Source organism: Photobacterium sanctipauli, from assembly GCF_003026495.1.
In the GTDB taxonomy this organism is placed as follows: domain Bacteria; phylum Pseudomonadota; class Gammaproteobacteria; order Enterobacterales; family Vibrionaceae; genus Photobacterium; species Photobacterium sanctipauli.
The window spans coordinates 147,828-162,126 of record NZ_PYMA01000001.1; the positions used below are offsets into that span (position 1 = coordinate 147,828).

Sequence of the window (14,299 nt, forward strand, 5' to 3'; positions counted from 1 at the left end):
AGAAATTAATTAATGCTTATATATTCAAAACTCGGTCCTTCCTCTTGATTAAATTTAACCTGTAAATATTGATTATCATCATAAGGAATACGAACGGTATTATTCGTACTAGAGTGGTTATCAACACTAATGCCGTTGATAAAAGCGTCTAAATTCTTGTCACTATAAATAGGGATAATGAGTGAAATCATCGTAAAGGTTTCGCCGGGCACCAACGGTTTCGACGCACTTAGCCATTCCCGATTAGCCGGGTCATCGGGGTTTTCAGCAAGGTTAATATTTGTATTGTCGGGAACAGAAGCAAATATAACGAGTGTATCTAACGTTTCTTTTTCACCAGCAGGCAACGAATGAGGTAGCATCTTACTTTGCCCGCGAAGCAATACCCAATTTTCACCGACTAAAGATTTTTGTTGCGGTAAAACCTGATATAAAGCACCGCCATTATGACCGCCTGGATAAGTCGTAGCTGATGATATGGTATCTGACACTACGGTAATACCATTATGTAATAATACCACTTGGCGCTTAGCCCCAACGCCTGAGTATTGGTACCTGTGATAATCGGCAAAGCCATAGGCTGCTTCTGCCGAAAGAGATTGAACACCATAGCTATCTATCACATAACCTGACTGTTGGTTATATTGCATGACCTCCTCAAACTCGACAGGATACCCAGGTGCAGAAATTTCTTTGGCTGGATAAGGCGCATTAGGGTATGTGTATTCCGAAGGGTTAATATAAATCCCATTATTTTTATTCGCTTCCGACCAGCGCTTAATTCTCGATATTGTATGAGCACCATTATAGTTATGGACATCTATACCTAAGCGAAGGTCCTGACCCGCTTTATGTTGGGTATAACTTAGGTTCATCATCAGAAAAGGGGCTCTAGGATGGTGGCCCGTCGAAACCATAAGCTTATCTTGCACTTCTACATAGTTTGTATCACCACGGCCTAATAACAAACCATCATAGGCACAGCAAGATGTGATACGCTTTGTAACTCTTGCTACCGTGTCTTCTGCGCTTGGCTTCGCTAAGGTTATCTCAGCTGCATCAATACCCATCGGCCAAATATCCGCTTTATAAGAGTCGGCGGCGAATGGACCTTGCTGATGGAGATAAAACGCCTCATATTTTCTCGCCACATATAAGTAAAATGGGTTATTCCACAATTGGTAACCTAGCTTTAAATCCCAATGCAATGCTCTACCAGCGGATATACGCATCTGTCCATTAGAGTTTTTCTCCATCGACTTGCCCCATTTGGCAGACTGACCACTATTCATTACGGTACGAGCCATTCGATCCATATTCCGCTCAAGGTGTTCTGAATCGATGACTTCACTCTCTCTTCCGTGTCTCAAAGCAATATTCAGAATGATATGGAATCCGGTTCCAGCACCATAGTGTGGGGAGTTGTCATTTTCATAGGATATCTGAGTAACATTTTCCCAAAATGCATCAAAGGCTGTTTTTACTTTAGGGAATAGGCTGCTCTCTTGATACAGTAAGCTGATTGTCGAAGCCACATCCATGGCAAAGACTTCTTTATTATAACCAGTCGTATAGTACGCATTATCATAATAAGGTGCTGTACCTTCTATATAGTTACTCACGAACTCTTCGAATTGAGTACGGAAGCTAATAGCTTCAGGTGAATCACTATGAAACGTATCCAACACATACAGCCCCCAGGCATAGTCCATATACCTCCTGATTGGCGTAACCTGCTTTAGATCATTTATCTTACCGTTACTGGCTTCAATAACGTCTATTGCTTCCAGACGTTTTCGCTCTCCTTCTTCATGAAAACGTTGAACAACCTCTGCCTTCCACTCAGGGTAATAAGCATCTTCAGTAATCAAAGTAATGAGAGTACGGAGAGCACTTTTTGCATCGTCTTGGCTATTATTTTCTGAAATTAACTCGTCAATAACTAGCGAGGCATTGCCAACCGCATTTTGCTGTTCTACATAGTCAAGGTAACCGCTATAAACTTCTAATAGCCCCTCTTCCCTAGCTAAAACTTCATCATCACTTTCCGAGCTAGGAACATAGTCCATAGGAAAGATCGATCCAGTGATGGCTTCAGCTTCTGTGTCCGAGTTAGGAAGCTCATCAAGATCGTTGCTATCACCATCTTTTCCTATTTCAGCAACATCAAGGTTGTGAACATGACTAAAAACAAAACGATCGATCGCATAACCTTTTTCACGGTCTTGGATAGTAAAGCTGAGCTTTTTTCCAACATCATCTTCCGATACCTCAAAGTTATGCTTCGTATTAAACCAGAAAAATTTCCCCTCAGAAGGATTGGTGACTGGATTTGACCCCACACTGCTGTTTTGATCGGTGCGTGTCCCATGCTTCTTATAAGTTTCGCCACCAAAACCTGTCACGAAAAAAAAAGAGTCCTCACCACCATATGACTCTGCCCCTCCTTTTTCAAACATCGAGCGGCGATAGTACAACCGATAGGTACCCGGAGCATTAAACACGAGCTTATATTCAACCGTCGATCTTTTTTGTCCTAAGTCATAACGCATATCAGCTAACAATGCACTGCCATTTGATGCCAAAAACTCACCGTTTTCAGGCAGAACATCACTGCCAAAGTCAGAAATAAATTCATTAACGGAGACAATATTAAAACCATCACTCTCTCCCTTATGCCTAATAATACTGCTATATCCCTCAGCTTCGAAAGCAATATGGCTTTGTTCAACCCCTTGGTAGTAAGCCGCATTTGCTGTAACACTACAAGACATAAAACTAAAAACTAATAATACTGAACAACTATTTATTCCACGCATAATTAAGTCCAAACTCCTTTTTAATATATTTAACATAGCACTCAGTCAGTACTACAAACAAAATTAAATCACTTTATTTAACAAAACAAACAGCCATTTAATTGACACAAAAATAGGAAGTGAGACAAAAAATCAATAAAATAGTGAAATAACCCAACTGTTATTTGCTAGTTAGTACAAACACACGTAAAACAACCATCACAGATATAATAAAAGAAAACAAATAAAAGTTAAAACTGACAAATAACACTCCAGATCTAATAGCAAACAAAATGAGTCCGCCTCATAAAACTTATAAAAAACATAAAAAATCAAACATTGATTACTGAAATACCATTATTAAATTTAAAAGTGTGAACCCTCATGATTTTCGACACTTCATTTACTTTTATGACGGTATAACTGAACTATCAACAACTGAGGAGGTAATATGAAGCAATCAATTATGTGCATCATGGCCATTTATACAATCGTGCCATGGTAGCAAAGGCCTTGGTAACGGCATCATGTCGAACAACCTTGCCGTTACACCAGATAATATTTACGAAGAAGTGACCAGCCCAATGCGCTTAAAAATGGCGTTGATCGGGTATGTACGTGATGGCGGCATCTAAATCACTATGCTCCATACTCATCTTTGCGGCGAAGCCAGTACATATTTCGACCGGCTTCGTCCCTACCCTTCGGCACCATATCCAGCAGGTCGTATGCCGTCATAACTTTTTCAAGCCCACGCCCATAAACAGAATAGGTGTGGTAGATATCACCATTGTCATCACGCACAAATGCACTCATTCCAGGCGCTTCTTTGCATGGAAAAGCAGTATGATCTTTATAATTGTATGTAGCTGATTGATTGGCTAACTCTTCATCAGAAAAAGAGACATCAAAATCTCTATTGAACGTTGAACCGTGCGAAGACACCCACTCAAATTGCCATTTCATTCGCTGCTTGTAACTTAGCAATTTCTCAATCGGTGCAATAGAGACCGCAGCGAATACCGTATCTCGCTCAGCCAAGTGTACAACGGCGGGATCAATATGATCGGCCATAAATGAGCATGACTTACACCCTGCCTCCCAGTCTTCCTGAAACATGAAATGTTGCACAATTAACTGGGACTTAGAACCGAAAAGCTCTAACAATGTTACTGCCCCATTTTCACCGGTGAAAACATAGTCTTTTTCAACTTTCACCCAAGGTAAAGCCTGCCGTTCGCGAGTAATTTCATCACGTAATCGTGAATATTGCTTTTCCTTTATTAACAATGCTTTTCGTGCTTCCAGCCAAGCTTTTCTCGTTACCACGTTGCTACTCATACTTTACCTCTACCACATCATTATCTATGACAAAACTCATGATCAAAACTCTAGTAACCCAGATAAGTATGGCAAATGACGAGACGCTCACTTTCATGTTGAAGTAGCAGCGCGTATTTAAGCAAACCTAAGTACTCGGTGGCAGCTCGATCCCATACTCTAGCAGTCCTTCGTAAACCTCTTGTTCACCACAAGCATGAATACCAAAAATCCCCACACTCTTAGCTGCATTAATATTATCGATGTTATCATCGATAAAAAGCACCTTCTCAGCCTCAATCTTCAACTTGGATAACACATACTGATATATCTTTGGATCAGGCTTAGCTAGATGGATAAGGTGTGACGCAAATATTTGATCAAAATAGGCCTCTAGCTCGAACTCGTCCATTAAGCGAGGGTAATGCAACTCGTTAGTATTGGTTAGTACGACAAGCTTGTATTTTTCTCGTAGTGATTGAAGTATCGATGGCATCATCGGATACATTCCAATTGGCCACTTAGCAAAAGCACTCTTTATCTCATCATGACTAACAGTCAACCCAAGTTCTTGCTTCACTTGCTTAGCAAACTCTTCGGCAGATATTTCTCCTTTCTCAAATAGCAGCGCAGTATCAGATTTAAACCATTCCTTTAAAGTAAACTGAGTTCGATCTTCTATCCACTCATTTGGTAAAGGCTCTTTTCCTAACTCAATGACTACTCCACCGAGATCAAAAATAATCAATTCAATCATCATTTTCCTTTAAATATCAGTATTGAAAGTTACCGCTGATTCACCAAATACCTCGAATAGTAAATATCAGCGTCAATACAGTGCTTGTTGTCCTTTTTCTCAAGCATTTTAACGACAGTTGCAAAAGTGTCATCAGGGCCGAATAGCTCAACTAAGCTCGCATAGCGCTTGGAAGATGAAAATAATACATGCGCCAACTCTTCAGAAGTCATATTGAGCTGCAATCTAGTTTGATGAGCAGCCTGCTCCACCAGCCCATTGTAATCATTGAAGTTTACTGCATGATCGTAACTTGAAGGACGAGGTTTTTGGGTAATCCCTAGATACTTCATCGTGTCAGTTAACAACACTTCAAAATCATAAACCAATACCAAAGCATCAACACCGCATACTCGCTTGATTTCAGCAACTAAAGCATCTGACTTGGCATAAGAGAGGGAACCCGCAAAGGTCACAATATCGACTGTGTTATCGGCTAAAGGGATAGACTCGCCAAAGCCGACGCGATAATGAATTCGATCATCGCTCTTTGTCTGACGAATCATTGCATCACTTGGGTCAACACCAAGAACGGAGTGGCAGTATTCTGCTAATGCGATCGTTGATACACCTGTGCCACAGCCTATATCTAACCCGTATTGGAAACTGTCATTCTTGGCTAAATTGGCTGAAAGGATCATTTGATGAAGCGGTGGCCTATAAGTAGCATAGTGTTTTGAAACTTCATCATTATAATGATCACTCATCGGCTTCTCCTATTAGATGGGCAAGGCTCCAGGCGCCTCATTATCGGGCATACTTTATACGCCCTCAAAACCGACTTAAATCTAACTCAACGGCATCACCCAGCCAGTATGCGTTGGTGGTGTGGTCTGCCAAGTCATCGCCGGTAGAGCCATGAACCAGAATGCTGAGGTCACCTCTATGCTTATCAAGCCAAGGGATCAGTTCCTCAAATTCACCACGAGAGAATAAGATTTGGCAACTCCACTGAGTGTGTGGGCCTACCGGCTTTTGGTGGATACGACCCACCTTTAGGCCAAACTTATCGCCTACCGTTGTACAAAGATCAGTTGCAAAAGCCAGTGTTTCATTATCAAAGTACACATGGGCATGATATTGGTCATGTGCATTTACAGGTCTTTTGGGATGTTCCATATATAGATAACCTTCACTTAGAGAACAAACACTAGCTTCAATGTTAATTTCGCGAAGATCTTAGGCTTTCTTCACGTACATAGCTGTAACCATCATATCGCTAGCACCGTCTACCTTGCAGTCTAGTTGGTGATCCTTACCTTCAACAATACGTCGAATCACCGCCTTGGTGCCGATTTTTAGCACGGTAGAGCTGCCTTTAACTTTAAGGTCCTTAATGAAGGTGACCTTATCGCCTTCTTTCAAAACGGCGCCGTTAGAATCTTTAACAGCCTTGGCTTCTTGCTCTGCAAGCAGCTCTTCAGGGTTCCATTCGTAAGCACATTCAGGGCAAACCAGGTTATTTTGATCTTGATAAACGTATTCAGAATTACAGTTTGGGCAAGGAGGAAGAGACATACACAATTACTTTTTAAATGAATTTGGTGTGTATGGTAATAGGTCAGCTATGCCTAAGCGAGTAGAATCTCACTTGTTTGAGTTTTTTCTAGCAACATTTCAAGTCACACTCCACAAAGTCGTTTGATCAAAGCGTAGTGCTTTGATCACCACCTACATATTGAAGCCAACATTCAGGCTAGCTTGACGGCTGGAGCGGATGAACCTGAATATGAATTTGTTGTTGAGAGTCGCATTGCTCGCTCACTGTTGCGCTGAACATTCCTGATTCTTCAACAAGTTGTGGGAGCTTAAGGTAAACATCCCCCCTGATAAAGAGTGATACCGGTGCAACTTGCTGCCCTCTGTCATCAAAGCAGTGCTTAATGTGATCAGAAAGAATATAAACAATGTTATTTCCTTGTGCTGGGTCTTCATCTACACCAAATAGCTCGGACTCGATACCGTGCTCGTTATATAACCAGTTCACTAAGTCAAATAACTTTTGTCCATCATTCATATTCTCAGCATAGAGTGCTGCCATTAAGCGAAGTTCTTCTAGCTGGCGTTCTAAGTCTCCTAACTTCTCTCTGCCAATCATGATCATACGCTTGAGTTCATTTTTGATTGGCTTATAGGCCGGATGTTTAATTTTAGGTTTCAACCACTTAATTAGTATTGCATTACGCTGAACCCTAGGAGTAAAGCGCTTTGAAGCTGCAATATTACAATATAAATGAAGTAAGCTATTTTCGGTCACCTGGCTAATTTTCTGATGATAAATGATATTTTTCAATGTAACCAACCCTGTGCATCAATTACGTATATGATGCGAATTTAACATATTCAAAGTTATCGAAATTAATCATCTATACTACGTGTTGGTTACAATGATTAAATTAGCAAAACAAAATTAAATAACAGCGAAAATGCTATGCATAAGTAATTCACTTATTTTCAATCGTTCACATTTCAAAGCTGCGGGGCTTCGCTCGCCCCGCAGTATAATTAAATATGTTGAATCTAATTGATTTAAATACTTTCTTCCACTTGGTATTTGAACTCTGGAATCGTCACTTCTACACGTCGATTCAGCATACGCCCCTCACGAGTTTCATTAGTTGCAACCGGGGTTTCTTCACCTTCACCACGCGTCACGATACGAGACGGGGCAATACCTTGTGCTTCTAGCACATCAGTCACAGCCTGCGCTCGTTGCTCAGAAATAACCTGGTTATAAGTCGTTGTGCCCGAGGTATCCGTGTGACCAACCACCTCCACTGTTGCTTGCGGGTTTACTTTCAAGAAGTCGATTAGTTTACCTAATTTGCTCACACTTTCTCGATTTAGCTCGGTACTGTTCAGTTCAAACAGACCTGACCCAACCATCTGAGTTTCAAATGTTTTATTTACTATCACCGGTGCTTTAACTGGCTCTGGTTTCTCTTCAACAATTTGAGGAGGCGCTATGATCGCTGCCTGATATGGCTCATCATCATTGCCAAACTTATATACGACCCCGAGTGTTGCAGTGTTGGCTTTCACACGATTAACGTCGGTATCAATGCCGGTGATAGATTGATACTCAAGCCGAAAAGTTAAGTTTTTGCTAGCTTCAAGCTCTATACCACCCGCGGCTAACGTCGAATAATCATCATCATCTCCGAACTTTACAAAAGCGCCACCTAGCTTCCCATACAACGAGAAGTAATTATTGAGTGGAATATTGAACTTGGGGCCAATGGTAATTGCTTCAACAGAGTCATCATCTATTCCAACACCTGTCACTTTGCCAAGGTAATCATAGCCGCCTTCAATAGAGAAGAAATCTAAAAACTCATACCCAAAGAAAACACCAAAACTATATGGTTCATCATCACAAGCTTGACCTGATACACATGCATCATCGAACCAAGTTTGACCTGCTTTTGCTCCGATGTATGGCTCTGCAATAGCTGATGTGGATATAAGAAGATATAGTGCTGGTAATACCGCTGCTAATGGTTTCATTATATATTCCTGTCTGATTTTTATTTTATTAGTTAATTAAAAATATTTCACAGGAATGAAATTATGTCATAAGAGCAAACTGCTGCCTTTACCATTTTCTATTTATTCATTGAATAAAATGCTAATTGTATGAATCATGTGTACAGCTTGGATGTCATATTAATTACAGAGCTATCAATAATATTATTCTTTACAGTTTAACATTAATAATTTTCTCTTGATTAAGCGCTGATAGGGAAACAGTCAGTTTAGATATAATAAAATCAGCACATAAAAGAAAGACTTTTTCATTCTATGTGCTGATAGTAACCAGTAAAGGCGAAGCTTTTATACGTAGTACGCTTCAACAGTGCCTTTTAGCTTGATAAGAATTGGTTGGCCACGGCGGTCAAGCGCTTTAGGTGACGGGATTTTTACCCAACCTTCACTGATGCAGTATTCTTCAACGTCAGTACGCTCTTTACCATTAAGGCGAATACCAATTTCGTGCTCGAAACACTCAGCTACATGGTGAGGGCTGCGAGGGTTGGCAGCAAGATGATCCGGAAGAGCTGGCTTTGAGTTGTTATCGCTCATGTTAATTACCTAAAGTAAATAAAAAGTGCGTCATTGTAGTCAATGCCAGCTTAACCCTCAAGGTTTGTGGTGACTTTGGTATTGTATGAGCCATATCGGATAAATCCACATGAATGGAAGTCCGATACCCGGTACAGAAGCTTAATCATGGCCACTATCACTGAACCCCACTGAGTCGTCAGTTTTATCATAAGCAGAACCGCAAACAGTACATATATCGGCACTTGTTTCAGTGAACTTTTTATCTAGAGGCTCACCAAAACATAAATTGATAAACCGACGAAAAGAAGTGATGTAACCATTCTCCATCTCTGGGCTTACCTTATCAGTTCTATCAATCACTTGGCGCTTGTGGAGTGTCACACGTCGGCAGTTTCGACAATATAGCTGATATTCAAAATTACTCATCTAGCACCTCCCTCTAAACCGCTGAGTCTCTTTTGATAGTAGGCGAATTGTTTAAAAATCATTGAGTTCGCCTTCTTAGAAATGGCATGAATCACGATTGTTTTTACGCTTTACAACAATATACAACCATTTTGCGGTGCATCTATCCATCATGTACTTTCAGAAGCAGTTGTGAGTGCTGATTAGTTTGCAATACTAATGGAGCTCAAGGGCTAAACCCATGCCAAAGAAGGTAAATCAAGGTATGATATAGGTAATCAATGCAATGAACTGATGCCATCGACTGGTGGTGGCTTTGGATGACTAGGTTGGATAACAAGAAAATTACACTAGACACGTTAGCAACTCTTGCTGGTGTATCAAAAGCGACTGTCTCTCGCGTCCTGAATGGTAACGCCTTTGTTAGTGAAGACATAAAAAGCAAAGTGCAGCTCGTCATCGCTGAAACTGGTTATAAGTCAAAGACTAAAAGCTTGAACTTTGGCCTTGATATAAAAAAAGTCACGATCATCAGCGGTGATTTTCTTGGAAATGCGCATAGCTTTTATAACGAAATACTTTCTGGTGTCAAAAAAGAGTCGCACCGACTGGCACTTGATCTAGATATGTTTCTAATCAAGCAAAAGACAACACTTGAGCAAATAGAGAATAAAGTATCCAACTCCAGTGCTATATTGCTGATTGGTGTAGATAATAAAGATGTTCTAGGCCTCATTAAAAAACACAACACACCAACTGTGATTATTAATGGTAATGACTTTGGTATGGGGATCTCTAGCATTTCTCCCGACTATACCTTAGGTGGCCAGCTGGTCACGAATGAGTTAATTCACTTAGGCCATAAGAAGATCAAACTGGTCACTAGCCAGCACCGCTATTCATTAGTACAAAGAACAGATGGCTTTAGGCACGCCTTAGATCTAAACCAAATCCCATACGACATTAATACCGACGTCCTTGATTTATCCAGTTATGCACGTGATATTCTCGGGAATGAAGCGCTTCAGAAACGGATTATAACCGGTCAAGCAGGCATGGACTTTGGTGCTAGCGAGATACTCGACCATGCCGTTGAAAATGGGGAGTTTGATGGTTACTCCGCCGTATTTTGTGTATGCGATATGGTCGCCTACGCCCTGCTAGATGCATTCGAGAATCACTCGATAGCAGTACCTGAACAAAAATCGGTTGTTGGTTTTGACAACCTAGAAATGTCGACAATGACATCACCGTCTTTAACCACAATCAGTACTAATTTCCCTGATCTCGCAAAAGCGGCATTACACATGTTGATCAAAGAAATAAATCAAACTCATGCATTTACATCACGGTTATCTGTTGGTGTGAGTCTGATTAAGCGTGATTCAAGTGCGCCATGTCCAATATAAGCAAGCGGCAAAACGCCCCTACTCTATTGCAGCTGCAACTAGCAGCTGCATTCTCTTCTGTCCCTTACCTATACAAACATCATCAATAACGCGACAGAAATAACAACCATTGTCGACAAATAAATTTGCTTATCAGAAAACCTTTTCAGCAACCTAATTGCAATGGGAACACCAATGACGGCACCGGCTGACATTAATACAGCAGTCATGACATCGCTTTGGCCGCCTTTACTGTAGTTCAACGCAGTAAGCCCCGATAGCACCAACGCCATAACCAAAGATGATCCAATTGACTTTTTAATACTGACCCCAAGTAAAGTATTAAACGCGGGTAGTAATAAAACACCCCCACCTACTCCCGTTGACCCCAATAAAGAGCCACAAGTAACACCTGCTGAAACTGCGACTTTATTACTGTATTGCTTCGCCTCAATAGCCGATTCTGAAGAACGATATTTTTGATACATAGTAAAAAGTGCAAACAGCATGATTGCGATGATGACCGCTTCAATCACAAACGTTACTACGTTTTGTAAGCTGGCACTGTTGTTTAAGTGTACAATTAGCTCGGTCATCAGCAACGTTGCGGGAATGGATCCAAGCAACATCCACTTCAGCGCATTCCATTCAACGTTACCTGCTTTTATATGGCTATACCCAGCATTCACTTTGACGATTGTCGATATCAAACTGGCAGTACCCACCGCCATCACAATTTGCATTCCAAATACAACTTGTAATATCGGAATAATAAGGACGCCACCACCGACACCAGTTAGCCCCAAACAGATACCAATCAAAGAGCCAAATCCTACTTTTAAAAAGGTATCGACAGTAAAAAGAGTTGTAATTAGGTCCATAATCACACGACATTGGTTAGAAAAAATGTACCACCAAAGATCAGCCTTAGTGAGTACAATAAAAAAGGCACTCATTGCAGTGCCTTTGATAATTTAAAGTGGCTTCAACATTTGCATATCGGAGTCGTTAATCGGCAGGTAACGCGCATTATGCAATCGGTATGATGCCCAATACCCAGACCAACGCGGATCTGACTGTAGTAAAGCCGCCGCCTTTTCAACGATGAATGCTTTATGTTCCATGTATTCAGGCAGTTCGAACAGGTTGTTTTGCTCATCGACATTAACATCGTACAGCTCTTCATAACCCGTGGTGACGTTATAGCCGTAGAACAACTGCTGGCCATTAATCACAACCTGAAAAGCAAAGCCATAATTGGTACCGACGTGCACACCGGTTTGATAAACTTGCGTTAGTTCTCGCCGCTCACCACCCGTCATGATTTTCGTCAGATCATCCCCTTCCATTGCATCAGGGGTTGATATGCCGGCAAAGCCAATGATCGTTGGCGCTAAATCAATCGATGACACCAGTACGTCACTGTCTTTAACTTGTATCTCAAGTGATTTAGGCGCTTTAACATATAATGGCACACGGTAAATATCAGGTTGGAAGTAAGAACCTTTATCGGCCATGGCTAGGCGACCATTCATGTCTCCATGATCCGCAGAGAAAACAACAGCCATGTCATCCCACATACCTTCCTCTTTCAGGTATCTCACCATATGCCCGATGGCATGATCTACCACTTCAACCTGAAGTAAGTGACAGGCGATATAATCCTTCACCAGTTCTTCGTCGTACATACCCCAATATTGCTTATAAAGGTCATACGTTTTATTTCGATTAGGGTCATTTTCATCAAAAGGTTCGAAGCTCGAAGGAGGTACGATAACACTTCTGATTTGCTCATAACGCGCTTCCAAGCCGGACGGGATAGAGTACGGCTGGTGTGGATCAAAGAAATCTATCTGGCTGAATATTGGCTTGTTTGGTGATTGAATTTTTGCCGCCTTAATTTGCTCAATCGCCAACTTCGCTAGGAATACTGAATAATGTGCTTCCAAAGGAAAGTCTTCACCATCCGACTGCTCAATCCAACCACCGAACGAGTTAGCTGGCGACATCTTATCTATCTGAAGCCCACGAAGCTCTCGACGGTAACGCGGCAACTTGACACCCATATTGGCTAAATACGCAAGATAGCGATCATCATCTTCTGTTGGTGGGCCCCAACGATCCCAAGCATGAATATTTTCACCAAAAGTTCGAATGAATTTTTCAATACCAACATGGCACTTACCAGTGTGCTTAAGTGTATATCCAATGCGCTTTAAATAGTCTTGGAAGATAGTATCTTCAAGCTCTAAATCAACCTTCATACCAACTGGCGTACGTTCACCGTTTGAAAGGTAAGGAGGGTGCATACCCGTAAACATTGCCGCTCTAGCTGGGCCACATAATGGGCTCGGGGTAAAAGCATTGCTAAATGAGGTGCCTTCCTGGGCTATGGTATCAATATTGGGGGTATTGATAACCTGGGACAACGGGCGATCTTTGTGATAGCAATCAGCAGAAATCATATCTACTGTAATAAATAAAATATTGGGAGCTTGATCACCATTTCGATAAAAGCTACCAAGACGTTCTTTAGGATTTAAAAAATCTTGTTTCATGTCCAATCTCTAATTATCAATATTTTCTTCTATTCCTTAACAATAAATTTATCGAATACTGTTATAGTAAACCATAGAAAAAAAGCCATCCTAATGAAGAAAACGAAACTATGATCAACGCACCACTGCTACTCAATGAAAACATAGATTCATCAGGCGTTTCTTTACGTTCGATGTGGGAAATTCAAGGTGACAGCAACTACAACGTGCTTTGGCCGCAAGATAGAAAGTTGCCATTGATACCTAACGCCATTGTTGCCATCTGCACTTTCCAGGGCAGCGGCACAGTTAGGATGAAAAATGGGAAACAAATCACTGTCAATGCACCAAGTGTGGTTTTTCTCGATAGCATGATGATTAAAAGTTACAGTACCAATGGTGTGGTATGGAATTTAAATTGGTTTGAGTTTGTGACTCATGGGGTAATCAACATTCCCATGGAGTATCAAATCCCTATTCACTTAGATGACTATAAAAGTACTTTATCTGATATTAAGCACCTTATTAAAGGAAAGGAGTCTCATCTCAAAGCGGCCAATGCAGGTTTCAGCTTCGTGGTATATAAATGGTTAACCCTCGCCGACGATATTGATTCTGTTTCTAGCCAAGAAAAAGTGGTGATGAATGTTGTTTCCATGATGAGCAGCCGGATAGGTGAAAACGTTCAAATTAGAGAATTCGCGCAAGCCGTTGGGTATTCTGAACAATACTTAAGAAAGATATTCCTTAAACAATTAGGCTGTACACCTAAGCAATACTATTTACAGTTAAAGCTCGATGCGAGCCATATGATGCTAAAACGAAATGGTGCGAGTGTAAAACAAGTCGCTTATGACCTTGGTTTTAGCGATAGTTTTCATTTCAGTCGAGCTTTCAAAAAGCAATTCTACTACTCACCTTCTGAAGTTGAAAAGCAATCATAAATAAAGCCAGCATACGCTGGCTTTTTATTAAGCATTCAATTTAATA

Annotated in this window: 14 protein-coding genes; 2 read left to right on the forward strand and 12 right to left on the reverse strand. The window is 41.0% G+C overall.

Going from position 1 to position 14,299, the window contains the following annotated elements:
* Nucleotides 1-5: 5 nt before the first annotated feature.
* The 10 genes from C9I98_RS00660 to C9I98_RS00705 form a co-directional block, all read right to left on the reverse strand.
* Nucleotides 6-2,819: a hypothetical protein gene (locus C9I98_RS00660; protein ID WP_107271438.1), complete on the reverse strand. Its 2,814-nt coding sequence runs from the start codon at nucleotides 2,817-2,819 to the stop codon at nucleotides 6-8.
* A 618-nt stretch (nucleotides 2,820-3,437) separates the two neighbouring features.
* Nucleotides 3,438-4,139 carry a DUF899 domain-containing protein gene (locus tag C9I98_RS00665; RefSeq protein ID WP_107271439.1) on the reverse strand — a complete coding sequence of 234 codons (702 nt, stop codon included), beginning with the start codon at nucleotides 4,137-4,139 and terminating at the stop codon, nucleotides 3,438-3,440.
* A 127-nt stretch (nucleotides 4,140-4,266) separates the two neighbouring features.
* Nucleotides 4,267-4,875 (reverse strand): HAD family hydrolase, encoded by a 609-nt coding sequence (locus C9I98_RS00670; RefSeq protein WP_036819774.1) that lies wholly within the window; start codon nucleotides 4,873-4,875, stop codon nucleotides 4,267-4,269.
* 29 nt (nucleotides 4,876-4,904) lie between these two features.
* Nucleotides 4,905-5,621: a class I SAM-dependent methyltransferase gene (locus tag C9I98_RS00675; protein WP_036819777.1), complete on the reverse strand. Its 717-nt coding sequence runs from the start codon at nucleotides 5,619-5,621 to the stop codon at nucleotides 4,905-4,907.
* A 64-nt stretch (nucleotides 5,622-5,685) separates the two neighbouring features.
* On the reverse strand, nucleotides 5,686-6,033 hold the full coding sequence (locus C9I98_RS00680; RefSeq protein WP_036819780.1) for a DOPA 4,5-dioxygenase family protein: 348 nt from the start codon (nucleotides 6,031-6,033) through the stop codon (nucleotides 5,686-5,688).
* Nucleotides 6,034-6,093: 60 nt separating this feature from the next.
* A complete protein-coding gene (locus C9I98_RS00685; protein ID WP_036819783.1) occupies nucleotides 6,094-6,432 on the reverse strand; it encodes a zinc ribbon domain-containing protein YjdM in 339 nt (112 codons plus the stop codon).
* Between the two features lie 178 nt (nucleotides 6,433-6,610).
* On the reverse strand, nucleotides 6,611-7,207 hold the full coding sequence (locus C9I98_RS00690; protein ID WP_036819786.1) for a DUF2913 family protein: 597 nt from the start codon (nucleotides 7,205-7,207) through the stop codon (nucleotides 6,611-6,613).
* 236 nt (nucleotides 7,208-7,443) lie between these two features.
* Nucleotides 7,444-8,421, reverse strand: coding sequence for an OmpA family protein (locus tag C9I98_RS00695; RefSeq protein ID WP_107271440.1), 978 nt, complete (start codon nucleotides 8,419-8,421; stop codon nucleotides 7,444-7,446).
* Between the two features lie 327 nt (nucleotides 8,422-8,748).
* Nucleotides 8,749-8,997 (reverse strand): DUF3297 family protein, encoded by a 249-nt coding sequence (locus C9I98_RS00700; protein ID WP_036817794.1) that lies wholly within the window; start codon nucleotides 8,995-8,997, stop codon nucleotides 8,749-8,751.
* A 141-nt stretch (nucleotides 8,998-9,138) separates the two neighbouring features.
* Nucleotides 9,139-9,405, reverse strand: a complete 267-nt coding sequence (locus tag C9I98_RS00705; protein WP_036817793.1) for a hypothetical protein — start codon at nucleotides 9,403-9,405, stop codon at nucleotides 9,139-9,141.
* A 308-nt stretch (nucleotides 9,406-9,713) separates the two neighbouring features.
* Here C9I98_RS00705 and C9I98_RS00710 point away from each other — a divergent pair, with 308 nt between their 5' ends.
* Nucleotides 9,714-10,793 (forward strand): LacI family DNA-binding transcriptional regulator, encoded by a 1,080-nt coding sequence (locus tag C9I98_RS00710; RefSeq protein ID WP_158262647.1) that lies wholly within the window; start codon nucleotides 9,714-9,716, stop codon nucleotides 10,791-10,793.
* A 68-nt stretch (nucleotides 10,794-10,861) separates the two neighbouring features.
* Here the strand turns inward: C9I98_RS00710 and C9I98_RS00715 are convergent, their stop codons facing one another.
* Together C9I98_RS00715 and C9I98_RS00720 are read right to left on the reverse strand one after the other, a co-directional pair.
* Nucleotides 10,862-11,728 carry a sulfite exporter TauE/SafE family protein gene (locus tag C9I98_RS00715; RefSeq protein WP_036817791.1) on the reverse strand — a complete coding sequence of 289 codons (867 nt, stop codon included), beginning with the start codon at nucleotides 11,726-11,728 and terminating at the stop codon, nucleotides 10,862-10,864.
* An 18-nt stretch (nucleotides 11,729-11,746) separates the two neighbouring features.
* Nucleotides 11,747-13,330 carry a sulfatase-like hydrolase/transferase gene (locus tag C9I98_RS00720; protein WP_081878851.1) on the reverse strand — a complete coding sequence of 528 codons (1,584 nt, stop codon included), beginning with the start codon at nucleotides 13,328-13,330 and terminating at the stop codon, nucleotides 11,747-11,749.
* 110 nt (nucleotides 13,331-13,440) lie between these two features.
* Here C9I98_RS00720 and C9I98_RS00725 point away from each other — a divergent pair, with 110 nt between their 5' ends.
* Nucleotides 13,441-14,253 (forward strand): helix-turn-helix transcriptional regulator, encoded by an 813-nt coding sequence (locus C9I98_RS00725; protein WP_036828599.1) that lies wholly within the window; start codon nucleotides 13,441-13,443, stop codon nucleotides 14,251-14,253.
* Nucleotides 14,254-14,299: the final 46 nt, after the last annotated feature.

Bases quoted from the DNA above. Each gene is read 5' to 3' on its own strand.
- C9I98_RS00695 (WP_107271440.1), bottom strand. From the start codon at position 8,421: ATGAAACCATTAGCAGCGGTATTACCAGCACTATATCTTCTTATATCC.
- C9I98_RS00660 (WP_107271438.1), bottom strand. From the start codon at position 2,819: ATGCGTGGAATAAATAGTTGTTCAGTATTATTAGTTTTTAGTTTTATG.
- C9I98_RS00720 (WP_081878851.1), bottom strand. From the start codon at position 13,330: ATGAAACAAGATTTTTTAAATCCTAAAGAACGTCTTGGTAGCTTTTAT.
- C9I98_RS00665 (WP_107271439.1), bottom strand. From the start codon at position 4,139: ATGAGTAGCAACGTGGTAACGAGAAAAGCTTGGCTGGAAGCACGAAAA.
- C9I98_RS00670 (WP_036819774.1), bottom strand. From the start codon at position 4,875: ATGATTGAATTGATTATTTTTGATCTCGGTGGAGTAGTCATTGAGTTA.
- C9I98_RS00685 (WP_036819783.1), bottom strand. From the start codon at position 6,432: ATGTCTCTTCCTCCTTGCCCAAACTGTAATTCTGAATACGTTTATCAA.
- C9I98_RS00725 (WP_036828599.1), top strand. From the start codon at position 13,441: ATGATCAACGCACCACTGCTACTCAATGAAAACATAGATTCATCAGGC.
- C9I98_RS00675 (WP_036819777.1), bottom strand. From the start codon at position 5,621: ATGAGTGATCATTATAATGATGAAGTTTCAAAACACTATGCTACTTAT.
- C9I98_RS00715 (WP_036817791.1), bottom strand. From the start codon at position 11,728: ATGAGTGCCTTTTTTATTGTACTCACTAAGGCTGATCTTTGGTGGTAC.
- C9I98_RS00680 (WP_036819780.1), bottom strand. From the start codon at position 6,033: ATGGAACATCCCAAAAGACCTGTAAATGCACATGACCAATATCATGCC.
- C9I98_RS00700 (WP_036817794.1), bottom strand. From the start codon at position 8,997: ATGAGCGATAACAACTCAAAGCCAGCTCTTCCGGATCATCTTGCTGCC.
- C9I98_RS00705 (WP_036817793.1), bottom strand. From the start codon at position 9,405: ATGAGTAATTTTGAATATCAGCTATATTGTCGAAACTGCCGACGTGTG.